This is a genomic window from Bacillus sp. RZ2MS9 (genome assembly GCF_001816185.2).
Classification (GTDB): Bacteria; Bacillota; Bacilli; order Bacillales; family Bacillaceae_G; genus Bacillus_A; species Bacillus_A cereus.
This window is the reverse complement of sequence record NZ_CP049978.1, coordinates 1625519-1647341: the sequence shown is the minus strand read 5'-3', so window position 1 is coordinate 1647341 and position 21823 is coordinate 1625519. Positions and strand designations below refer to the sequence as shown.

The window sequence follows — 21823 nt, the reverse complement described above, 5'->3', positions numbered from 1 at the left end:
AAAACTATAGAAAAACAGCTCAAATATGAGCTGTTTTTTTTCATACTTTCGTATGAATTTATATCCCTCTTATTTGCAATTTCAACTAGCAACATATTGTTTACTATGGAATAAGAAACATTTTTACTAAGGGGGATTACAATGATTAGAGGTCTTTACGAAGCACATTTACCTGTCCGCAACTTAAAAGTATCAATACCTTTTTATGAATCACTAGGGCTAAAATTATATAAAAGAGGAGATAATGTTCCACTTGATACGACATTACTTCAAACTTACACACACGAAAATATGATAGGTAAAGTTTTTTCATTCCATTATTCCATTTACGGATCTCTTATTCAGTTATCGATGTTTTTTACAGGAGGGCTGTTAGAAATTCTTTCTCCTCAAATGATTGGCTGTTTATTAGCTACATGCTGTATTTTTGTAAGTTTTATATGGCTGTTCTTGTTTTATCGCGGGGATCTCAGTGAATAATTTAATGATAATCAATACATTTTGATCCCATTCATTATTTGTTTCCCCATAATAAAATTGTTTAAAAATACAAGTCAGATTTTTTAGTTAAAGAGCCTTATATGGCAACACTATTTGAGAAAAAACTAGATATTTATGTTAAAATACAAATAAGTTTGTGAAACATTGCACTTAAATAATAGACTTTAACTAGTTAAACTTGATTAAATAGGAGGGCTGTTTTGGGTATCACATTCTTTTTCATATGTATTATATTAGTGGCTTCTATTCTGCAAGCAAGTACAGGTTTTGGCTTTTCCATAATGGCAACCCCTTTCTTACTTATGTTATTTCTACCACAAGAAGCTATACAAATAAACATTATTTTATCTTTAATTATCTCCATTTCACTCATTTGGAAAATAAGAATGGACGTTGATTTTGTTCTACTGAAAAGGTTTATTTTTGGAAGTATAGTTGGTGTTCCTTTTGGCATTTTAATTTTCATTTCCGTTAACATAAACACTTTTAAATTAGCAGTTAGCATCCTACTCTTACTATTAACATTGTTGCTAATATGCAACGTTAAGGTTAGATCAACACAATCTAGAGATTTCATAGTTGGCGGATTATCTGGTCTTTTAACGACAAGTATCGGTATGCCAGGTCCACCCCTGTTACTTTATTTTACAGGAACTAATACTGAAAAAGAGAAGTTAAGAGCAACTACATTAGCTTTTTATCTGTTTATATATTTCATTAGTCTAGTAACTCAAATACTCTTTACTGGCACAAACAAAACCATTTGGGAATCAAGTTTTTATGCCATTCCAATTGTATTTTTAGGCTTGTTTATAGGTCAAATTATTTTTAAATGGCTTAATCAACGGATTTTTAAAATATTTACGTACATTCTTTTAAGTTGTACAGGGGGTTATCTTCTTATTGAAAGTTTGAACTTGTTATAGAAGATGCTTTAGATCGTGCAATAACAGATATGTTCAAACGAAATTATTGCTGTATTTTCCGGCGGGGTATTCCATATCAAAACTTAAATAACTTTATTGACAGTTTACAATTAGCAATAATCTTTCTTTCATAAGGAAAATATTTCAAATCAAATACTAAATAAAACGATAAAAAGCGGCTATTATGCCGCTTTTACTTACTATTGGTATTTCATTCTCATTTTCTATCACTTTTGTAAAAAATTATTTATTTTTATTTTTATGTATATGATAACAAATAAAATACCTAAGTTCAGAAAGAATAAACAACTTTCTGGCCTTAGGTATTTCTCCTTCTCAAAAAGGCAAACCCGCATCACAGGTTTGCCTCTTTACTCACTTCTTATTTAATCCTTTTTCACTTAAAAACTCTTTCATATGCATTCTTTTTTCTTTAGACATAAACGAACTCATTGATTCCGTCCATGTTACGTTTTTCTTGTTTGATGATCTTTCTTTATAATACGCGTTCATCGTTTCATCATATTCGTTTAGTAATTCATCATATTTTTGTTCATCATATCCATTTTCATGAAGAACTGCTGCTACTGGTAAACGTGGTTTAACTCCATGTTCTTCATCTGGTACACCGACTGTCATTCCGAATACAGGATATACTTTATCCGGTAAATGAAGCAGTTCACTCACTTCTCTCGGATTATTACGAATACCACCAATATAACAAATACCGTATCCTAACGATTCTGCTGCTAGTGCTAAGTTTTGCGCAAAAAGTGAAGCATCTACCGTCGCAACGATAAAGTCTTCTACTCCCTCATACTTTATCTCTGTACTATGTTTTTCACATGCAATTTCAAGTCGTTTTAAATCTGCACAACAAACAAAAAATGCTGCACAGTCCTTCACATGGCGATTTCCGGATAGCTCTGCTAGTTTAGCCTTTAATTCCTGATCTGTTACATATATAACAGAATACGCCTGTACAAAATGTGATGAAGCTGCATGTTGCGCAGCATGCACCATCTTTTCTACTACATCTTTCGGAATTGATTCTTCTTTATACTTACGAACTGAAACATGTTGCTCCATCTTATGTATGATCTCATTCATGAAAATCACTCCTTTTTTCTCTTCATAATGAAAAATTAACATATCTTTTTCAATTTTCACAACTTATAAGCACAAAAAGAGCAATTCTTTAAGAATTGCCCTTTTTTAAAACGTTTATCGATACGGTAAATGAAATTATAATTATCTTATTACGCCGTTTTCAAAACTTTAATACCTTTTACGATATTCCAAATGAAGTAGTAAATTCCTACAAGAATGAACACTGCATATGTGATAGCCATTCCAATTCCAGCACCGTCAGATTGATTGAAACCTAAACCGTACATGCCTGATACTGCTAGTCCTCCAAATAAGATTGCGTATGGGAAAACATGTGACCAAAATGCTTTTTTCGCGTGATACTTCACTTCATCTTCTGCAACAAAGTACACGATAATTGGTAGTAAAAATGGTGCAAAAAAGATACTAAAGTAACATAACGAAGATAAAATATTATTTCCTTTCATCCGATTCACCTCTAAATAGTTTTTGTTACCTTCATTATGTCAGGAAATCATTCTAGAAACTATCGCTTTACCTTTCACGAACGTGACATATTTGTAAGATTTTCCTCAAACTAAATCCCGCCTGAGTTTCAGACGGGATCACTTTCACTATATTCGATTCATAAACCAATACTGTGTAATTGCTAAATATTCTCGTACATTCGATGGAATGATGATTGGTTTCGGTGTTTTTGCCGGAAGACCTTCTAATTGTAAACCTTGTTTGGCCGCTATTTTTTTCGCTCTAAACATGTGAAAATCGTTTGTTACGATCATACCTTTTTTCATATCGGCTGGAATTAACGGTTTTGAGAATGTAATATTCTCATCTGTACTCGTAGATTTGTCCTCCATTATAATGCGGTCTTCTGCGATATTTTGTTTTATTAGTCCTTGTTTCATTGCTAATGCTTCTGAAATGTCTTCGCCTTTTCCTTGTCCTCCAGATACGATAGCGATTGTTTTCTCATGTGATTTTAAATATTCAGCTGCTTTATCAATACGATATTGCAATGAATAAGATGGTTTCGTCCCATTTACTTTCGATCCTAGTACAATTATGTAATCAGCATCGTATGTTGCATTCATATGCCCATGCTTATAAATGTGATATTGTAAAAACCCCGCATACACGGCGCAAATCATTATAACAACTAAAATGCCCTTCATTATTTTCTTCTTTCTCATATTCATATACTCCTATTTTCTTTTACTTCCTTCATGATAATATCCATTTATTTGTTTGTATACAGACAAATTCCAATAAACCCTAATTTATCCTCTGAAAGGTAATATTTATATTACTTTCGGGAATAGTAAGTACAACTTTACACGAAGGAGTGTCTCTATTGCTTCTCTTTTTATGTAACGTGTCGTTCTTTTTCATCTTATTTTTGCTATCGCTTAAGTTACTCGGTAAATCCGCGTTAGCGCAACTAACTCCTCATGATTTTGGGGCTATAATTTTTTTATCTTATTTAGCTTTCCAGGCCATACCCGTCTCTGGTGCTTTACAAGCATTTCTCGGTATGGTTGTTATCACATGTTTACATTTACTCCTTACAAAATTAAGCCTATTCAACAAACTAAATCGTTTTATTCTCGGACACCCTATCATTTTAATTAAACATGGTGATATTATTTTTGAGAACTTACAAAAAAGTAGATACCCCATTGCAGAACTGCTTTCTAATCTTCGCGTTGCAGGATATCCAAGTGTTCATGAAATTGAATACGCTATTTTAGAAGCGAACGGCGCTATTAGTATTTTACCAAAAAGAGAACTTGTACCATTAACTCCAAAAGATTTAAACATAGATGTTAAGTATGCTGGATTACCAATTGCACTTATCGTCGATTCACAAATTCAATATGATAACTTAAAGTTAATACATAAAGATGAAAAATGGTTATATAAAGAATTAAAAGAAAAAGGAATTACAAATATTAAAAACGTTGCCTTTGCTTCTGTTCAAGAAACGGATGGATCTTTTGCTATTAGTTTAAAGGAATAAGAAAATCCCCTTAATTGCTTAAGGGGATTTTTTATCATATCGCTTCTTTCTCTCCTGCCATATTTAATGGAACAGGATGTTTCATACGATTCATCGTAAATACGATAATCGCTGTCATTACTTCTGCAACTGGCATAACGAGCCAAATTCCATTTATACCAAATAGTTTCGGCATAATCCATAACAATGGAATAATAAATAGTAATCCTCGGCTCATTATAATAAGTACTGATTTCTTCGTTTGTCGCACTGATTGGAAGTACTCTCCATACACAATGTTATAACCTAAAAATACGTATTGGATAAAGAATAAACTAATACCTGTTAAGGTTAACTCCAATAATTCTGGAGATTGAACATCAAATAAACCAATGATATATTTCCCGAAGAATAATCCGACAATTATCGCAACGCCTCCAAGGACAACTGCAATTTTCACAGCAAACTTCAATCCTTCACGAAGTCTCTCTGATAAATTTGCCCCGTAATGGAAACTAGCAATTGGCTGTAATGCTGCTCCAACACCAAAGAATAATAGTAATGTCATTGCATGAATACTATTCACCATCGCATAGGAAGCTACTCCTACTTCTCCTGCATATTGGACAAATGCGATATTAAAACCAATCGTTACGATTGCAACCGTACTTTCTGCTGTAAAACTTGGGAAACCAATCACCATAATTTGTTTGACCGTATCCCATTCAAAATGAAATTTCGTCCACTTTAAAATACTACTTTTTCTAAAGAAATGGGTTAATAATACAAGGAAACCAATCGCTGCCGAAAGAATAGTCGCTGAGGCAGCACCTGTTACGCCCCATCCAAAGATAAAAATAAAGATATAGTCAAACACTATATTTAATACAGCCGTTACAACAAGACCAGCCATTGCTAAATTAGGATTTCCATCATTTCGTATAAATGTACTTAAAATATTTTCTAAAACGTATATCATTCCAAATGTTAATAATACGTGTAAATAGTCTAACGCATATGGTAGAATCACTTCGTTTGCACCAAATAAGTATGCTAAATCTTCTATTCTCCATAAGCAAATCGCTGCTAAAATCCCTACGATAACAACTGCTACCGTCATTGATTGAGTAAAAATAGACCTTGCTCTTTCTCGTTTATTTTCACCTAATGCAATGGAGTATAACGTTGCCCCGCCCATTCCGATCCATAATGAAATAGAGAAGAAAATCGAAAAGGCTGGAATAGCCACGTTCACTCCTGCTAAACCGTTCGCCCCAACTCCTCTACTAATCATAACCGCGTCAATTACAATATTCACTGACATTAATACCATTCCAAGAACTGCTGGTATTAAATAAGAAATAAATAAGCTTTTAATTGGTTTTTCTCTTAATTTTTCTGTTGCTTCCATACTCTAATATGCTCCTTTTTTTCAACTCTCTTTTCTTAGTTTAAACCTTCAAGTAACTTTAAGGTCAATAGAGAATTAAAAAATAGGTGACTTAATTATCGCGTTTGATGCTCATTTGTAATTATACGAGTCCTATAACTTATTGCTTTGTTTTTTCATTATAGGAATTTGAATTTCTGTTACTTGCTCCTCAGGATCTTCTGTTACAGACCAATCAATTAATGCAATCTCAATTGCATCTCCACTTATTTCGTATCCTTCTTGATCAATATATTTCATTAGCTTCTTATATGTTTCATCAGTTTCTTCATATGGCCCATGATGATATACACAGGCAAACATACCTTCTTTAATTTCATCTGAACTCTGTACTTCAAAAGGCATATAATCCAAAAGAATAAATACACTGCTATATGCTTGAAACTCATTTTGCATTAACCCTTTTTTCGCAACAGTTACACCAATATCTCCAGAAAATAAGCTATCATCCATTTGCCTCATATTTTTTTGCAACGAATGAATGTAGTACTCAAACATATCATCCGTCGTATTCGGGGCAACCGCAATAGCTGTTATTTTTCGCTGCGGGATCTCTTTTATTACCATTTGTTCAGCTTTTGCTTTTGTTGCTTCCTTAATTAAATGAATTCTATGCTCCATTTTCGCTAAAGCATACTCAATTTCTCTTTGTTTCTTCAGCATCATCTCTTGTTGTTTTTCCAGTAAATTGAGTGCGTATGCTGGATTTCTTTCATCAATATATTTTTTAATTTCCTTTAATGGAATGTTTAATTGGCGTAAAAACTTAATCGTATCTAATAGTGAAAATTGATCGATTGTATAATAACGATAATTCGTTTGAGGATCAACAATGGACGGATGAAAAATTCCTTTTTCATCATAATACCTTAATGTAGATTCTGCGATATTATGCATTTTTGCCATTTCTCCAATTGTAAAACGTTTATTTAATAACATCTTTTATTTCCTTCCATTTCTATTTATTTCATTATATGTTCATTTTGTCTTCAAAACAAAAAAGAATTCCCATACGAGAATTCTTTTTTTACTATTAAACCTCTATTATTATAGGAAGAATCATCGGCTTTCGTTTTGTATTTGTATATATATACTTCCCTAACGCTTCTCTTACCTCCCTTTTCAAAATACCCCAGCTATTCACATTCTCTTTCTTTAAATTATTAATTGTAATAACAGCTAATTTATTTAATTCTCTTAAAAATTCTTCTGAATCACGAACATAGACAAATCCACGAGAAATAATATCAGGACCTGAAATTATTTCTCCATCCACTTTATTAAAAGTAATAACTATAACGAGCATTCCATCTTCTGAAAGTTGTTTACGATCACGTAATAATGCATTTCCAACATCTCCAATTCCTAATCCATCTACATATATATTTCCTGCCTGTATTCTTCTAGATTGAATTGCCACTTCATTACTAATATCTACAACATCTCCATTACGTACGATAAAGATATTTTCCTTTTCAATACCAATTGATTCTGCTAACAAACTATGGTGATGTAGCATTCTAAACTCTCCATGAATTGGGATAAAATATTTAGGTTTCATTAAAGTGAGCATTAATTTCAATTCTTCTTGATACGCATGACCAGATACATGGACTCCAGTAGAACTACCTGATCCATAAATTACTTTTGCTCCTAAAGCAAATAGATTATCTATAATTCTTGAAACGTTACGTTCATTTCCTGGAATCGGAGTCGCAGCTATAATAACCGTATCTTCTGGTAAAATATCAACTTGTCTATAGTTTCCACTCGCTAAACGCGCTAAAGCTGCCATCGGTTCTCCTTGACTTCCTGTACAAAGTATCGCTACCTGCTTTGGATCTAAACGATTTATCTCACTCGCTTCAATCAACATGCCGTCTGGAATATGTAAATACCCTTTCTCTAGAGCAACTTCTACTACATTTACCATACTTCTCCCGAGCAAAGCCAATTTTCGATTTGTTTTTATGCAAGCTTCAACTATTTGCTGAACACGATTCACATTAGAAGCAAATGTAGAAATAATTACTTTTCTATTTGCTTTCATAAATATTTCCTCTACCCGTTCTCCTACTGACCTTTCTGATGGAGTAAAACCTGGGCGTTCTGCATTTGTGCTTTCAGATAATAAAGCTAGTACACCTTCACTTCCTATTTTAGCCATTTTATGAATATCAGGATGTTGATTATTTACTGGTGTTAAATCAAATTTAAAATCACCTGTATGTACTACAGTACCTTCTGGTGTATGAAAAACAATACCGAGACAATCCGGAATACTGTGGTTCGTTTTAAAAAAGGTTGCCTTAATAGAACCACAATCAATTTCTGATTCTGAATGAATAACGATTAATTCCGTATCATTTTGAAGATTGTGTTCCTTTAATTTAATTTCAATTAAACCTAACGTTAACTTTGTTGCATAGATTGGTACATTTAGTTGTTTTAAAAAATATGGTATTCCGCCAATATGGTCCTCATGCCCGTGCGTTACTACTAAACCGCGAATTTTTTCTTTATTTTCTTGCAAATATGTGACGTCTGGAATTATTAAATCAATCCCTAATAAACTTTCATCTGGAAATTTAGATCCACAATCAATGACGACAATATCATTTTCATATTGGATAGCATACATATTTTTTCCTATTTCATTTACTCCACCTAAAGCAACAATAGACAAGTTATTTTTTAATGAATTCAAATGATAAAACCTCCTTTTCACATTTATAATTCGTGAAATAGCATTTAGGCTTTATTATTTGTAATGAAAAAGGACTTCATACTATTTCATACATATAAAAATTCACACACTATTCTTATATGTATATCTCTAATAACACCGTCTCTCTCTAAAAAAGCTCCCATTTTTTCATTGATTTTTTGCAAAATATATTATATATTAATTACAGGTTCAAATTACAAGTTCAAAAGAACTCGTAATCAGACCCTTTTGTTTAATGGGTTTTACATATTTTCATTAGGCAAATTCCGAGAAATCGTATGATAAAACTAAAAATGATGAGGAGAGGATCAGATGGAATTCGAATTTTTCTTTCAAATCGCACTTATTTTATTAAGTACAAAGCTTGCTGGTGATCTTAGTGTTAGATTAGGTCAACCTTCTGTACTAGGTAAATTAATTGTCGGTATCGTTATCGGTCCAGCTGTATTAGGTTGGATTGAAAATTCAGAGCTTCTAACTCAATTAAGTAATGTCGGGGTTATTCTTCTAATGTTTATGGCTGGACTTGAAACAGACTTAGAAGAATTAAACGCCAATCGTAATTCTTCTTTAGCAGTTGCACTCGGAGGTATTATTCTTCCATTCGTAGGTGGTTACGTTTCCGGCCTTGTTATGGGAATGGAACAAGGAAACGCTGTATTCTTAGGATTACTTCTATGTGCGACAAGTGTTAGTATTTCCGTACAAACACTTCGTGATTTAGGTAAAATGAAAACACGTGAAAGTACGACGATGCTTGGAGCCGCTGTATTTGATGATATTCTTGTTGTTATTTTATTAGCATTCGCAATGAGCTTCTTAGGCACTGATGATGTTAACTTAACAATGATTATCTTGAAGAAAGTAGTATTCTTCGCTTCTATTATTTTAATTGGATGGAAAGGTGTTCCAGCAATTATGCGTTGGTTGTCACCACTGCGCGTATCTGAGTCTATCGTGAGCGCAGCTCTTATCATCTGTTTCTCATTCGCATATTTCGGCGAACTATTAGGAATTGCTGGTATTATCGGTGCTTTCGCTGCTGGTATTGCAATTTCTCAAACAAACTACAAACATGAAGTAGAAAAGAAAGTAGAACCAATTGCTTACGCTATGTTCGTTCCAGTATTCTTCGTTAGTATCGGTATGAATATTACATTTGACGGTATTGGCAATCAAATTTGGTTCATCTTAGCATTAACAGTAATCGCTGTATTAACGAAACTAATTGGTTGTGGTGTTGGTGCACGCATGACTGGATTTGATGCTAAGTCTTCTGCAATTATCGGTTCTGGTATGGTTTCTCGTGGTGAAGTTGCACTTATCATTGCAGGAACAGGACTTTCTTCAGGTCTATTGGCACAAGATTACTTTACAGCAATCGTTATTGTCGTTATTTTAACTACAATGATTACACCACCAATGTTAAAATACACTTTTGGTGCAAAAGATAAAGCAATGAAAGCAAGTAAGTAAATTTACTATAAGAATAAGAAAAGGAGATTACTATCTTACAAGATAGTAATCTCCTTTTTCATTTTATCTTTAAACAATTCCATTCGTTTTTAACCAGTTTTCAAAAATAGTTCGTGCTTCTTCATCATCGATGTCATTACTAAATGAATATACTTTAATACCATAGTCATCTATATATTCACCTAGCTTCATTTTCTCCACTTTTTTGTAAAAATCGTCTACCTCATAGTGCGGAAGATAAGCATCCCAAACTGGTTCATTTATTCTTTTGTACGCCGTCACTTCTAAATCATATCCGTCTTCATAATATCCGATGTGATAATGTTTGTTAGGATCATATTTCTCCATTAAAAGTCCCCTCCTACTAAAAAACAAAAGCGAGCCTTATATTACAGCTCGCTCCTCTCTCTATTTATTAAATACGTTCCATCGCCGTCTTCAAAGTTCCAACAACAAAGGCAATTTCTTCACTTGAAATAATAAGCGGCGGCGCTAATGTTAAAACGTTATTATATCCTGCTGTCGTCATACCGTTTCGTCCTATAATAAGCCCTTTTTCTTTACAAGCATTTACGACACTTGCGATTTTGTCGTTATCAATTGGCTCTTTCGTCTCTTTATCATTTACTAATTCAATTCCAACTAATAGACCTTTTCCTCTAATATCCCCAACAAGCGGATGTTCCCCAATTTCATCTTTTAGTTGCTCTAATAAAAGGGAACCCATTTGCGCAGATCGCTCAATTAAATTTTCATTTTCCATAATCTCTAAGTTTTTAAGGGCTAATGCACAAGCTGCTGGATTTCCACCAAATGTATTAATATGTCGGAAGAATTCATACTCTCCCTTCCCTTTAAATGCTTCATATATTTCTTTTTTCACAGCTGTTGCAGATAATGGTAAATATGCGCTCGTAATCCCTTTTGCCATCGTAATAATATCTGGCTTCACATCATAATTCATAAATCCAAATGCTTTTCCTGTACGTCCGAAACCGCAAATTACTTCATCACTAATAAGCAAGGCACCGTGTTTTTGACACGTTTCATGAACAGCTTTCATATAGTCTTGTGGTGGCATTAATATGCCCCCGCCTGTAATAATTGGTTCCATAATAAAAGCGGCAATTGTTTCACTTAATTCCCACGTCATAACACGATCGACTTCTTTCACACATTCTACATCATAAATATGCTGCCCTTCAATTTCAGGCATACGGTAACAATCCGGTGGTGTTACGTGTAAAAAGCCTGAAGCAAACGGTTCATATTGATATCTACGCTGCGCTTGTCCCGTCGCTGCCATTGTCGCCATTGTATTCCCGTGATACCCACGATAACGTGACATAAATTTATAACGATGTGGTTCACCTTTTTGCGCATAATATTGCCTTGCTATTTTAAAAGCTGTTTCGTTCGCTTCTGAACCACTATTTGAGAAGAAAATAACATACTCTCCCCCAAGCCACTCATTTAATTTTTCAGCGAGCTTTATAGCTGGTTCATGAGATTGTGACATTGGAAAGTATGATAATGTTTGTAATTGCTTATAAGCCGCTTCTGCGAGCTCCTTTCTTCCATATCCACTATTCACACACCAAAGACCACTCATACCATCTAAATATCTTTTTCCTTGTATATCTTCAACCCAGCACCCTTCAGCTTTTGCCCCTACCATTGTACTATTTGGACTAAAGGGACGCATTCCGTGCCAAACATATTGCTCATCTTTTGCTAATAATTCATCAGTTTGCTTCGTTTTCATCATTACTTCCACCTTCCATAACAACTTATTTTTCACAAAAGCTGCGCTGGTGCCATGATGACTTAAATTTCTCCCTGCTATTTTCATTCCACAAAATTAAGACAAATCCTACTTACAAATCAGTAATATTTACAAGAAAATGACAAAAGAAAAAAGAGCTTTTCTTATCTATCGAAAAGCTCCTCTTTTATTTAATGTGAAGACGCATCACTAATACCGTGACCAGTATTAGATTTCACAAGAATTTCATCAAATTTCGCTGCATCTTCTTTCTTACTAGATAAAACAGTTCCTAAATATGCTGCAAGAAATCCGAGCGGAATTGAAATAATTCCTGGTGTCGTATATGGGAATATCGCTTCCCCAACAAAAATAGCTTTTCCAGCTACAGGGTTCCAAACATTCGGACTCAACGCTACGAGAACAATTGCTGATACGAGCCCTACAATCATACCGGAAATAGCACCCGTTGTATTAAAACGCTTCCAATATATTGTAAATAAAATCACTGGTAGATTTGCACTCGCTGCAACTGCAAATGCTAATGATACTAAAAATGCTACGTTTAATGTTTGGGCAAATAATGCAAGTATGATAGATAATATCGCTACTCCAATAGATGCATACCGAGCCATAGATACTTGCTCTTTTTCCGATGATTTCCCTTTGCGAATGATCTCATTATAAAAATCATGAGCGAATGCTGATGCTGCCGTTAATACGAGACCTGCCACTACAGCCAAAATTGTTGCAAAAGCAATTGCTGATACGAAAGCAAATAAGAAGTCTCCACCTAACGCTTTGGCTAATAAAGGTGCTGCCATATTACCCGCTGGGTTCGCTTTAATAATCGCTTCATTTCCTACAAACGCTGCCGCACCAAATCCTAAGAAAATCGTCATAATATAAAATGCACCAATTAACCATGTCGCATATACGACAGATTGACGTGCAGTTTTTGCATCACGTACTGTAAAAAAGCGGACAAGTATATGTGGTAATCCAGCTGTACCAAGTACTAGTCCTAAATTTAAAGAAAGTGTATCAAGGCCATCCTTATACTTTACACCTGGATTTAAAAATGAATCTTTTAATGGTGTAGCTGTTTTCATTTGGGCAAACATTTCAGTCACGCTGAAGTTGAATTTTGCGAAAACGATAACAGAAATAATAAACGTACCGGCCATAAGTAATACAGCCTTTACAATTTGTACCCAGCTCGTTGCTGTCATACCACCAAAAATAACATACACCGTCATAAGTGTTCCAACGATTAATACAGATGTCGTATATTCAATCCCTAATAATAATTTAATAAGTGCACCCGCGCCAACTAATTGTGCAATCATATAAAAGATAGAAATCGTCATCGTATTAAGAGCTGCAACTCCGCGAACTTTTTTCGCGTCAAAGCGTGCTGCAATCATATCCGCCAAAGTGTACTTTCCTAAATTTCTAAGCGGTTCTGCAACAAGATATAGTACAACTAAATAAGCAACTAAAAAACCGATACTATAAAAGAATCCATCAAACCCAGTTAATGCGATTGCTCCAGCTATACCGAGAAATGAAGCAGCAGACATGTAATCTCCAGCAATGGCCAGACCATTTTGCCAACCAGTTAATCCCCCTCCAGCCGTATAAAATTCACTCGCATTTTTCGTTTTTTTCGATGCAAAATAGGTTATGACGAGCGTACCAAGAACAATAATTAAAAATAGTGCAAATGCAGTAGTATTCAAGTTCAGCCCCTCCCTTTTTGCATATCTTGCAAAATTTTTCGGGAGATTTCATCAAATGATTCTGCTTTTTTGCTATAAATCATACATAGTGCCCATGTCATAATAAATTGGGAAAAAGCAAATACCCACGCCCATGTAACGTCTCCAAATGCAGGTGTATTAAGCACCTTTGAATACGATGTTAGAATAGGTAATGCGATAAAAAAACTAAAAAAGAAAATACTCATTGGAATGATAAACTTCTTTTTCGTATTTAATAACAATTGAAATTCTTCCGACTGAACGACCTCTGTATAATTCACCTCATTTTGCAACTTACGTGCTGACGTATCGTCTCGTTTCATTAACCGATCCCCTCTCTTACTTAAAATACACTTACCCCTTGCATACCTAAAGACTAAATTTTATAAATATTCAGAAACTTATATTCATTTTAGACAATCCATGCATTCATGCAAAGATTTTTTGATAGACATTTTTCGGCAATTTCCCCTAAATTTTTAATATACTTTTTCAAAATAAAGTGACACCTTACTTATTTATCCTCATTAAGACAAAAGCAGTGCTTAACGCACTACTTTTGTCTTTTTTTCCTTTTCTAAATTACGAGCCGTTTCGCTTAACTCAACATCTTTTCCGTCTTTAAGTGTTCCAAATATAAAATCGAATACTGGATTTGAAACACCAAACCAAAACTTTTCGTTTTTATAATGATGTAATATATGTTGTTTTTTTAGCCATCTTCCAAACTTAGTGACGGGACGAATCGGTCTATGAGCAATATAATGTTTCCATTCGTAAACGAGCAGCATAATAATCATTCCGATTCCAAATGAAAGTGCAATAGTAACACTTTTTGTAATACCATATGCTATAAGTAAATATATAGTAAAACTAGGTATACTAAACCATACAGGTAAAAACAAAAGTTTTAAATCATCTGGATATACGTGGTGATCATAATGCAATCTTCTTAACATTTTTAATAGAAATGTGTTTTTAGGTGGCTTTATATGGAATAAAAAACGATGTGTCATATATTCATTAAGTGTATAGAAAACAATCCCAAACATACATGCTAACATGCCAAACCACGTAAAAAATTGCATTTTTAAAATAATAATGAAAATAAATAGAATGCTATACATAATAACAATATCATGTTGTAAAAAGAACTCTTTCCCCACTTTCTTCATCTTGTTTCCCCCTTTTCCAAAAAAACAGCCGCAACATATCGTTACGACTATTTCTTTTCTATTCTTATTCTATTCACTTTACAAATTTGCCTGCTGTTCTATTGCCGAGAAAAAATTGTTTGATCCAAATATATTTTGCTTCGGAATAATATGTTCCACTGCAAACACTGTTACTTCTCCTCTTTGCACTTCTCCAATAATGAGCCCAAATATTTCATGATTTACTGCAAACGTCGGTTGCTTTGTTTGTAACAATCTTGCAGCATTATGAAATACCGCTTCATATAGTGGATTTCTATCAGTAATTTCTTTTCGGATTTTTGGCGCTAACGTAATTATAATTTCTTTTCCGTCAATAGTGGTTCGATACATAAAAATCTCCCCTTCAATCTTATGTGAACAACTGTAAAGCTTTGTATGCAAAATGTATAGAGTAACCTACTAAAATAATACCTGCTCCGGCTGTTATGTAGCCAAGCGCTTTTGGTTTTAATAAAGTTCTTCCAAAATGTACAGAAAAAGCAATATTTAAATTCCATAAAATAATACCAACAATAATGCAAAGACTGTACAAAAAAGCTTCTTGTTTCGTTACCTTCGTAAGTAATGAGCTAAGTGTACTTCCGTATATACCAAACCAAAAAACAAGATTTAATGGATTGGATATCGCAATTAAAAATCCTGCCATAAACGATTGCTTAAGGCCACCTACCTCTTCTTTTTTATATTCCATATTCGATTCGAAAATTCCTTGTTTTACACTTTGAAATCCTAAATAAAATAACAAGAAAAAACCCGTGCAATACATGAAGGCTTGTACATATGTATACATAAACACAGAAGATAAACCGAAATAAATGAGAAGCATAAATAAAACATCTGCAGTCATTCCACCAATTCCAACAACCCAAGCGTGCCAAAAACCACGTTCAATTCCTCGTTTTAACATTTCAATATTAATCGGCCCTACTGGCGCAGCTAATGATATACCTAATACAATTTGCTGTATAATTGCTCCAATCATCGCTCTATCCTTTCTACTCTCTTTACTACTAGTTAATGATGTAATTTTAAAAAATAGACTAGCTTTCATAATAAAATACCCTTTTTTATCCAAAATATACAAAAGAGCCATCTAGATGATGGCTCTTACTTTTCTATCCTATGAAGAAAAGGACATTTCCCTTTTATTGGCTCTACATCGTCTCCTATGAAATATTGTTTCCATTCACGATGCTCTGGGTCACCATAATGACTAATGTTAGGATGTTTCGGCAATTGATCCCACTTTTCAACTCGCTCACGGACCATTTGTCTTGAATATGCTCCTTTAGGACGATCTCCCTCTAATCCATCAAAAATAGTGCGTGGCTGAAACCCAATAACGAGAGAATTCCCTAAATGTCTAGTTTTTCGTTGTTTATAAGCTGGCGCATTTCCAAATGCGAATATTGGCTCACCACCAAATGAAAATTCCCATAAATAATGGTCTGGGTCTTCAGGAATTTGCTTTGGCCATGCTTGATTATCGTTTTCATGTAAATACTGTAACACTTTCCAAAAAGAATCACGGTAATATTCGAGTGATCGTTCTTCACATTCCGGTTCTACAAAAAGGAAAAAGCCCCTTCTTACAATCGGTCTCTCTTTCATTAAGTCTAAAAAAGATAACATTGTATGCGGCAAATGACTCCAATCATTATGAGAAAGAAATGAATAACGAAGTTCATTCTTTTTCAAAGCTGTTAAACCGAAATAACATGGAAAAGTTGGTTCTAACACAACATTTGAAAAAATCTCAAATTCTTTTGCAACCCAATCCGGTATGTCGGTTCTCGTTCTCATTCCTTCATTATCTAATAAGTAAGACTTATTCATTCTTTCACCTCATTATGTATAGCATTCAATTAAGAATATTACGTACAAGGCCTGTCCTATACCTATTTAAAAATTTGACTGGAAAATTATTTAAAAATACAAAAAAATAAAATCGCTTACTTGACTAAATTCTCCCAATTCGTGTATATTTAAATTAATCATTTAGCAGAATATTCAAGAATATAGCATTTTTAGTTTATATTATTTTTTAAAATGAATTTCACTAAATGAAAATAGTAAACGCTTTTAGGAGGAATTGTAACATGCAAGGAAAAGTAAAATGGTTTAACAACGAAAAAGGTTTTGGATTTATCGAAATGGAAGGCGCTGACGATGTATTCGTACATTTCTCTGCTATTCAAGGAGACGGCTACAAAGCTTTAGAAGAAGGTCAAGAAGTATCTTTCGACATTACTGAAGGTAACCGCGGACCTCAAGCTGCTAACGTAGTAAAACTTTAATCCAACATATAACAGGAGGTTGCCTTACTTGGTAACCTCCTTTGTTATTCCTTTGTATATTTCCGTTTTACAGAGCAAAAACTATGTGAAATGCGCACTATACAAAGGAGGAATTATTAATGGGATCAGAAGTAAATGATTTTGAAGAAGTGAAATTCCGTGTAGAAACAGCACAAAAAATGGTAGGATCAGCAACAATTTCAATGGATCCAGATACATTAGAGCATGCTACTACTGCTGTAGAAGCAGCTCGCTCTCAGCTTGAAATTATGAAATCAGTTGCAACTGATTTAGATGAGCCATTTTTAATGAATGAGGAAAAGAAATTAAATAAATGTGAGCATCAACTAAACGAAGCAAGACACTAAAAAACATCCAGAGAATTTTCTCTGGATGTTTTTTCATGACAACTGTTCTCCATACTTTTTCAATGTTTCTCCAACTGTACATTGCCGTATACAAAATGAATGGGCATAATATTTACTATTTGTCTTTCGATTATGTTCTCGCAAGAAACATCCTTCACAATACGTTTCTAATAAGTCATTTACCTCTGTAATGAGTTGCTTTTTATCCACCTTTGCACCTCTCTATTCAGTTATTTCTTTATGACTATCAATAACTGTTCCTTCCAATGCTTGCGTAGCTAATTGATGTGCTTCTTTATTTTGTTTTCTAGATATTGGTTCACATATAAGTTTTAATTTCATTTGCTTCGCCTTTTGTTCAATTTGATCTAAATAATGGTTTAAATGCTCATCATAACAAGGCCATTCTCCGGCTAATTGCTGCAGTACAACTTGAGAATCACCGTGAAGTGTGACTGCTTCATACTTAACCCCTAATTCCTCGAGTATATTCATACCGTATAGTAACGATGCATATTCCGCTTCATTATTATCATATATACCTTCTATATATGCATTGCGGCGAATCCGGTAGTTTGTATTTCCTTTTTTATAATACACACATATACCAACGCCAGCTTCTTTCGTTTGCACATCATATCCCCCATCAAAATAAACGAGTATTTCTTGGGGATCTTCCTCTACTTGCTTACTTAACTTTTTCATCTCTTTTAATGACCATTCTGCGTCCATTTCATCATAAAATGAAATTTCTTTTACTCTTCCTGTTTTCTCAAAATCCTCTGCAAATTGAAGTACTTCTTCTATGTTCATATACTCTGTCGTTAATTCCGTCTGCAATCCGCGCTTCGTTTTATACAACCAATGAATTTTATATTTCATACTACATTCCCCTTATGTAAGACTTCTTATTTATCCGGCTAATTGAAGCCTCACTTTATTTTATTATATTTTATCAAGAGTCACAGTATTATATTCAATATAATCACATACAAAAAGAGCCATCCTATATAAGGAATAGCTCTTTCATCTATTACATAAATCTTTCAAATTGTACTCGCTTATTAATCCAGTACATTACAGGCATACCGATCGCCATTACTACGAATTCACCTGCTGCACATGTTAACCAAGTCCACATAAATGGTAGGTCAAATGCAAGATGAAGTTCAATTGCAATCATAAACATTGTAATCGTAAAGATAACTGTATTAAAAATCATACGAGCCCAAACACCTTTAATAAATCGCATAGAAATAATCGTTGCAACTAATGCAAGAATAGATTGCCCTACTCCAAATACTAAATCATAAGCGATCATAGGTGAGAAAAAGAGATTCGTTAAAAATACACCTAATACAATTCCGTAAATTGCTTTCTTGTTAAATACAACGAGATGATTAAACATCTCTGAAATACGAAACTGTACATTCGTAAAGCCAAATGGCTGAATAAGCATAGAAACAGCAATATATAATGCCGCTAAAATACCATTACCGACTAATGTTCTAATATTCATGACAAAATCTCCTTAGTTTTTTTACGTGGGATGGTTTCGAACCACGTTATTCGTTTTTTAAGCAACAAGATTATATTTTACGTGGTAGCCCCTCTTTCGTCAATAGATTTCCTATCATAAACTACCTTTTTCCTTTTAGACAACGTATAATGAAACATATGAAAAATTTAGGAGGTTTCACTTCATGACAGCAACAATTCAAAATGAAAAAGTGATCGTTTCCATTTCTGACAAAGGTGCAGAATTACAGAGCGTTCGCTTAAAAGAAGACAACATAGAATATTTATGGCAAGGTGATTCTACTTATTGGGGACGCCGTGCACCAATTTTGTTCCCAATTGTTGGTCGATTAGTAGATAATACATACTACGTAGACGGTAAACCATATTCATTAACACAACACGGTTTCGCTCGTGATCTTACTTTCTCTGTGAAAGAACAAAGCGAAACAAAGATCACTTATATCGTTACTAGTAATGAAGAAACATTAAAAAAATACCCATACGAATTCGAATTACTCGTTTCTTATGAGCTAGATGGACAAAGTGTTCATGTAACATATGAAGTAAACAATCCTACTTCTAAAGAAATGTTCTTCTCAATCGGCGCACATCCTGGATTCAACTTCCCTTTATTGGACGGTGAATCATTTACAGATTATCACTTATCGTTTAATGGTTCGGAACGCTTAGAAACAAGCGTATTAGAAGGACCTTATCTTTCAAACAAAAAGCAATTAATCGCTGAAAATACGACTGAATTGCCACTTACATACGATTTATTCAAAAATGATGCACTTATTTTTGAACATATGAATACAAATGAAATTTCGATTCGTTCTCATAAACATAATAAATTTGTAAAAGTAGAATTTGATGAATTTCCATTTGTCGGCGTATGGACACCAGGGGATAACGCACCTTTCTTATGTATTGAACCTTGGTATGGAATCGCTGATGAAGTAAATCCAGCAAAAGATTTCAAGGACAAAAAGGGAATTCAATCTTTACAAGCGAATGAAACATTTACATGTCGTTACAGCATCACAATCGGATAACTACTCTATCCCCTACTTCAAAAAAATATTTAAGTAGGGGATAATCTTATAATTTGGAGGTTTCTCATTTTGATTGAAGTATATATTGATGGTGCATCAAAAGGAAATCCTGGTCCTTCTGGTGCAGGAGTGTTTATTAAAGGCGTTCAGCCGCCTGTACAATTATCAGTACCACTTGGAACAATGTCCAATCATGAAGCAGAGTACCGCGCTTTACTTCTAGCATTAAAATATTGCATTGAGCATAATTATAGCACTGTCTCTTTTCGTACAGATTCGCAGCTTGTTGAGCGAGCTCTTGAAAAGGAATACGCAAAAAATAAAATATTTGCACCTCTTTTAGATGAAGCACTACAGTACATAAAAAACTTCGATCTGTTTTTTATTAAGTGGATTCCAAGTAGTCAAAATAAAGTAGCTGATGAATTAGCTAGAAAAGCTATCTTACAAAATTAACGGGGGTATGAGTGTGAAAAAAGAGTGGATTGCTCCTCTTGCTTTATTATTTGTCTCTTTTATTTGGGGAGCTACGTTTGTTGTCGTTCAAAACGCTATGTCTTTCGTTGGTCCATTTACGTTTAATGGTATTCGTTTTTTATTCGCTGGAATTATTTTATTATTCGTTCAAATTATTTTCTCACAGAAAACTTCAAAACAAGAATTAAAACATAGTAGTTTAGCTGGATTAATAGTTGGGTTCTTCTTATTTGTCGGCTATTTATTACAAACATTTGGCTTACTCTATACAACTTCTTCAAAAGCAGGTTTCTTAACTGGGCTAAGCATTGTTATGGTCCCAATCTTATCCTTTATCTTTTTAAAACAAAAAGCCACCATTTTCATCGTACTTGGTATTGCTGTAGCTACAACAGGTTTGTACTTATTAACAGCTGCTGATTCTTTCCAATTAAATATAGGAGATATACTTGTTCTCGGTTGTGCAGTCGCTTTCGCTGCCCATATTCTTATTAACGGCTTCTTTTCTAAAAAAATATCACCTTTATTATTAAGCACATCTCAAGTATTAGCTGTTGGTATATTTTCTTCTATTTGCGCTTTCTTGTTTGAAGATTGGGAAAAGTTATTTTCAGTATCACTATGGACGAATCAATCCTTTTTATTCGCACTCTTTCTAACTGCCCTGTTTGCAACATCTATTGCTTTTTTCATTCAAACATCGGCACAAAAACACACTTCTCCAACGAGAGTAGCAATTATTTTCGCAATGGAGCCCGTTTTTGCTGCATTAACAGGCGTTCTCGTTGCAAATGAACAACTTTCTATTTCTGCTATTATCGGATGTCTATGTATTTTTCTAGGCATGATTTTTGTTGAATTACCTTCCAAAACAAAAAAAGAAGCGCAGGCTGCGTGAAGTTACGCTTGTAACTTCCGCATAAAAGCCTTAGCGCTTTTTTTATCTGTAATTTCTTCCTCTTTCAATCGTTCTAATAACGCAACGAAATAACTACCATCAAACTGCAATTGATGTTTAATTGTCGCTTCTATTGCTGCGTTCACAATCCCATCAGACGCACCAGTATATCCTTGTCCAAACATAATAAACCCTTGTGCTTCCTCTGATAATTTAAATCCTTTCGTATGTAAGAATGAAAGATAATCTTCTACTGTTTGCATGTTATTCCC

Annotated in this window: 27 protein-coding genes and 1 riboswitch; of the genes, 9 read left to right on the top strand and 18 right to left on the bottom strand. The window is 33.9% G+C overall.

Annotated features, from left to right (window positions below; all coding sequences use genetic code 11):
- The first annotated feature begins 141 nt into the window (after positions 1–141).
- Positions 142–480 (top strand): VOC family protein, encoded by a 339-nt coding sequence (locus BHV55_RS08515; RefSeq protein WP_044584273.1) that lies wholly within the window; start codon positions 142–144, stop codon positions 478–480.
- A 221-nt stretch (positions 481–701) separates the two neighbouring features.
- Entirely contained in the window at positions 702–1427 is a 726-nt protein-coding gene (locus BHV55_RS08510) for a sulfite exporter TauE/SafE family protein (protein ID WP_000513081.1), read from the top strand.
- A 375-nt stretch (positions 1428–1802) separates the two neighbouring features.
- On the opposite strand, the gene nfsA is transcribed toward BHV55_RS08510, so the two are convergent.
- From nfsA to BHV55_RS08495, 3 genes are all read right to left on the bottom strand, one after another.
- Complete coding sequence (gene nfsA, locus BHV55_RS08505; RefSeq protein ID WP_061113519.1) at positions 1803–2537, bottom strand: oxygen-insensitive NADPH nitroreductase; 735 nt, start codon at positions 2535–2537, stop codon at positions 1803–1805.
- Positions 2538–2686: 149 nt separating this feature from the next.
- Positions 2687–3004, bottom strand: a complete 318-nt coding sequence (locus BHV55_RS08500) for a magnetosome magnetite crystal formation protein family (protein ID WP_000678055.1) — start codon at positions 3002–3004, stop codon at positions 2687–2689.
- A 147-nt stretch (positions 3005–3151) separates the two neighbouring features.
- Positions 3152–3730 (bottom strand): YdcF family protein, encoded by a 579-nt coding sequence (locus tag BHV55_RS08495; protein WP_001227676.1) that lies wholly within the window; start codon positions 3728–3730, stop codon positions 3152–3154.
- 161 nt (positions 3731–3891) lie between these two features.
- Here BHV55_RS08495 and BHV55_RS08490 point away from each other — a divergent pair, with 161 nt between their 5' ends.
- Positions 3892–4557: a DUF421 domain-containing protein gene (locus BHV55_RS08490; protein ID WP_000923922.1), complete on the top strand. Its 666-nt coding sequence runs from the start codon at positions 3892–3894 to the stop codon at positions 4555–4557.
- A gap of 34 nt (positions 4558–4591) precedes the next feature.
- On the opposite strand, the gene BHV55_RS08485 is transcribed toward BHV55_RS08490, so the two are convergent.
- The 3 genes from BHV55_RS08485 to BHV55_RS08475 all read right to left on the bottom strand — a co-directional run bounded on the left by BHV55_RS08485 (position 4592) and on the right by BHV55_RS08475 (position 8693).
- Positions 4592–5947, bottom strand: a complete 1356-nt coding sequence (locus BHV55_RS08485; protein ID WP_000388390.1) for an MATE family efflux transporter — start codon at positions 5945–5947, stop codon at positions 4592–4594.
- A 132-nt stretch (positions 5948–6079) separates the two neighbouring features.
- On the bottom strand, positions 6080–6925 hold the full coding sequence (locus BHV55_RS08480) for a MerR family transcriptional regulator (protein WP_000925910.1): 846 nt from the start codon (positions 6923–6925) through the stop codon (positions 6080–6082).
- Positions 6926–7019: 94 nt separating this feature from the next.
- Positions 7020–8693 (bottom strand): ribonuclease J, encoded by a 1674-nt coding sequence (locus tag BHV55_RS08475; RefSeq protein WP_048567444.1) that lies wholly within the window; start codon positions 8691–8693, stop codon positions 7020–7022.
- Between the two features lie 333 nt (positions 8694–9026).
- Here BHV55_RS08475 and BHV55_RS08470 point away from each other — a divergent pair, with 333 nt between their 5' ends.
- Positions 9027–10190: a cation:proton antiporter gene (locus tag BHV55_RS08470; RefSeq protein WP_000393892.1), complete on the top strand. Its 1164-nt coding sequence runs from the start codon at positions 9027–9029 to the stop codon at positions 10188–10190.
- A gap of 69 nt (positions 10191–10259) precedes the next feature.
- On the opposite strand, the gene BHV55_RS08465 is transcribed toward BHV55_RS08470, so the two are convergent.
- From BHV55_RS08465 to BHV55_RS08430, 8 genes are all read right to left on the bottom strand, one after another.
- Positions 10260–10538 (bottom strand): DUF3986 family protein, encoded by a 279-nt coding sequence (locus BHV55_RS08465; protein WP_000417070.1) that lies wholly within the window; start codon positions 10536–10538, stop codon positions 10260–10262.
- A 67-nt stretch (positions 10539–10605) separates the two neighbouring features.
- Positions 10606–11955 (bottom strand): aspartate aminotransferase family protein, encoded by a 1350-nt coding sequence (locus BHV55_RS08460; RefSeq protein ID WP_000850959.1) that lies wholly within the window; start codon positions 11953–11955, stop codon positions 10606–10608.
- 191 nt (positions 11956–12146) lie between these two features.
- Positions 12147–13697 (bottom strand): solute symporter family protein, encoded by a 1551-nt coding sequence (locus BHV55_RS08455; protein ID WP_001098233.1) that lies wholly within the window; start codon positions 13695–13697, stop codon positions 12147–12149.
- Between the two features lie 2 nt (positions 13698–13699).
- Positions 13700–14041 (bottom strand): DUF485 domain-containing protein, encoded by a 342-nt coding sequence (locus BHV55_RS08450; RefSeq protein ID WP_000817366.1) that lies wholly within the window; start codon positions 14039–14041, stop codon positions 13700–13702.
- Between the two features lie 222 nt (positions 14042–14263).
- The gene (locus BHV55_RS08445; RefSeq protein WP_000755396.1) at positions 14264–14893 is read right to left on the bottom strand and encodes a sterol desaturase family protein; all 630 of its coding nucleotides are present in this window, start codon (positions 14891–14893) and stop codon (positions 14264–14266) included.
- 78 nt (positions 14894–14971) lie between these two features.
- Complete coding sequence (locus BHV55_RS08440) at positions 14972–15265, bottom strand: hypothetical protein (RefSeq protein ID WP_000286362.1); 294 nt, start codon at positions 15263–15265, stop codon at positions 14972–14974.
- A gap of 19 nt (positions 15266–15284) precedes the next feature.
- Positions 15285–16028, bottom strand: a complete 744-nt coding sequence (locus BHV55_RS08435; RefSeq protein ID WP_001196839.1) for a LysE family transporter — start codon at positions 16026–16028, stop codon at positions 15285–15287.
- Positions 16029–16042: 14 nt separating this feature from the next.
- On the bottom strand, positions 16043–16771 hold the full coding sequence (locus BHV55_RS08430) for a YqcI/YcgG family protein (protein WP_001043762.1): 729 nt from the start codon (positions 16769–16771) through the stop codon (positions 16043–16045).
- A gap of 263 nt (positions 16772–17034) precedes the next feature.
- Here BHV55_RS08430 and cspB point away from each other — a divergent pair, with 263 nt between their 5' ends.
- Both cspB and BHV55_RS08420 read left to right on the top strand, forming a co-directional pair.
- A complete protein-coding gene (gene cspB, locus BHV55_RS08425) occupies positions 17035–17232 on the top strand; it encodes a cold shock-like protein CspB (RefSeq protein WP_001161731.1) in 198 nt (65 codons plus the stop codon).
- Positions 17233–17351: 119 nt separating this feature from the next.
- Complete coding sequence (locus tag BHV55_RS08420; RefSeq protein WP_000534392.1) at positions 17352–17600, top strand: DUF2564 family protein; 249 nt, start codon at positions 17352–17354, stop codon at positions 17598–17600.
- A 33-nt stretch (positions 17601–17633) separates the two neighbouring features.
- On the opposite strand, the gene BHV55_RS08415 is transcribed toward BHV55_RS08420, so the two are convergent.
- The 3 genes from BHV55_RS08415 to BHV55_RS08405 all read right to left on the bottom strand — a co-directional run bounded on the left by BHV55_RS08415 (position 17634) and on the right by BHV55_RS08405 (position 19119).
- Positions 17634–17810: a zinc-finger domain-containing protein gene (locus tag BHV55_RS08415; protein WP_000358801.1), complete on the bottom strand. Its 177-nt coding sequence runs from the start codon at positions 17808–17810 to the stop codon at positions 17634–17636.
- Positions 17811–17822: 12 nt separating this feature from the next.
- On the bottom strand, positions 17823–18482 hold the full coding sequence (locus tag BHV55_RS08410; RefSeq protein ID WP_000875555.1) for a ribonuclease H family protein: 660 nt from the start codon (positions 18480–18482) through the stop codon (positions 17823–17825).
- 151 nt (positions 18483–18633) lie between these two features.
- Complete coding sequence (locus BHV55_RS08405; RefSeq protein WP_001026471.1) at positions 18634–19119, bottom strand: QueT transporter family protein; 486 nt, start codon at positions 19117–19119, stop codon at positions 18634–18636.
- A gap of 6 nt (positions 19120–19125) precedes the next feature.
- Positions 19126–19170, bottom strand: a riboswitch (PreQ1 riboswitch).
- A gap of 133 nt (positions 19171–19303) precedes the next feature.
- Here BHV55_RS08405 and BHV55_RS08400 point away from each other — a divergent pair.
- The 3 genes from BHV55_RS08400 (at position 19304) to BHV55_RS08390 (ending at position 21551) form a co-directional block, all read left to right on the top strand.
- Entirely contained in the window at positions 19304–20176 is an 873-nt protein-coding gene (locus BHV55_RS08400; RefSeq protein WP_000127395.1) for an aldose 1-epimerase family protein, read from the top strand.
- Positions 20177–20245: 69 nt separating this feature from the next.
- Positions 20246–20632, top strand: coding sequence for a reverse transcriptase-like protein (locus BHV55_RS08395; protein ID WP_000573878.1), 387 nt, complete (start codon positions 20246–20248; stop codon positions 20630–20632).
- 13 nt (positions 20633–20645) lie between these two features.
- On the top strand, positions 20646–21551 hold the full coding sequence (locus BHV55_RS08390) for a DMT family transporter (RefSeq protein WP_000712602.1): 906 nt from the start codon (positions 20646–20648) through the stop codon (positions 21549–21551).
- A gap of 2 nt (positions 21552–21553) precedes the next feature.
- On the opposite strand, the gene BHV55_RS08385 is transcribed toward BHV55_RS08390, so the two are convergent.
- Positions 21554–21814 (bottom strand): DUF6123 family protein, encoded by a 261-nt coding sequence (locus BHV55_RS08385; protein WP_001195212.1) that lies wholly within the window; start codon positions 21812–21814, stop codon positions 21554–21556.
- Between the last annotated feature and the right edge of the window lie 9 nt (positions 21815–21823).

Coding starts and splice junctions, on each gene's coding strand:
- BHV55_RS08515 (WP_044584273.1), top strand. CDS start 142: ATGATTAGAGGTCTTTACGAAGCACATTTACCTGTCCGCAACTTAAAA.
- nfsA (WP_061113519.1), bottom strand. CDS start 2,537: ATGAATGAGATCATACATAAGATGGAGCAACATGTTTCAGTTCGTAAG.
- BHV55_RS08500 (WP_000678055.1), bottom strand. CDS start 3,004: ATGAAAGGAAATAATATTTTATCTTCGTTATGTTACTTTAGTATCTTT.
- BHV55_RS08495 (WP_001227676.1), bottom strand. CDS start 3,730: ATGAGAAAGAAGAAAATAATGAAGGGCATTTTAGTTGTTATAATGATT.
- BHV55_RS08485 (WP_000388390.1), bottom strand. CDS start 5,947: ATGGAAGCAACAGAAAAATTAAGAGAAAAACCAATTAAAAGCTTATTT.
- BHV55_RS08480 (WP_000925910.1), bottom strand. CDS start 6,925: ATGTTATTAAATAAACGTTTTACAATTGGAGAAATGGCAAAAATGCAT.
- BHV55_RS08470 (WP_000393892.1), top strand. CDS start 9,027: ATGGAATTCGAATTTTTCTTTCAAATCGCACTTATTTTATTAAGTACA.
- BHV55_RS08465 (WP_000417070.1), bottom strand. CDS start 10,538: ATGGAGAAATATGATCCTAACAAACATTATCACATCGGATATTATGAA.
- BHV55_RS08460 (WP_000850959.1), bottom strand. CDS start 11,955: ATGAAAACGAAGCAAACTGATGAATTATTAGCAAAAGATGAGCAATAT.
- BHV55_RS08450 (WP_000817366.1), bottom strand. CDS start 14,041: ATGAAACGAGACGATACGTCAGCACGTAAGTTGCAAAATGAGGTGAAT.
- BHV55_RS08445 (WP_000755396.1), bottom strand. CDS start 14,893: ATGAAGAAAGTGGGGAAAGAGTTCTTTTTACAACATGATATTGTTATT.
- BHV55_RS08440 (WP_000286362.1), bottom strand. CDS start 15,265: ATGTATCGAACCACTATTGACGGAAAAGAAATTATAATTACGTTAGCG.
- BHV55_RS08435 (WP_001196839.1), bottom strand. CDS start 16,028: ATGGCTCTTTTGTATATTTTGGATAAAAAAGGGTATTTTATTATGAAA.
- BHV55_RS08430 (WP_001043762.1), bottom strand. CDS start 16,771: ATGAATAAGTCTTACTTATTAGATAATGAAGGAATGAGAACGAGAACC.
- cspB (WP_001161731.1), top strand. CDS start 17,035: ATGCAAGGAAAAGTAAAATGGTTTAACAACGAAAAAGGTTTTGGATTT.
- BHV55_RS08420 (WP_000534392.1), top strand. CDS start 17,352: ATGGGATCAGAAGTAAATGATTTTGAAGAAGTGAAATTCCGTGTAGAA.
- BHV55_RS08410 (WP_000875555.1), bottom strand. CDS start 18,482: ATGAAATATAAAATTCATTGGTTGTATAAAACGAAGCGCGGATTGCAG.
- BHV55_RS08405 (WP_001026471.1), bottom strand. CDS start 19,119: ATGAATATTAGAACATTAGTCGGTAATGGTATTTTAGCGGCATTATAT.
- BHV55_RS08400 (WP_000127395.1), top strand. CDS start 19,304: ATGACAGCAACAATTCAAAATGAAAAAGTGATCGTTTCCATTTCTGAC.
- BHV55_RS08385 (WP_001195212.1), bottom strand. CDS start 21,814: ATGCAAACAGTAGAAGATTATCTTTCATTCTTACATACGAAAGGATTT.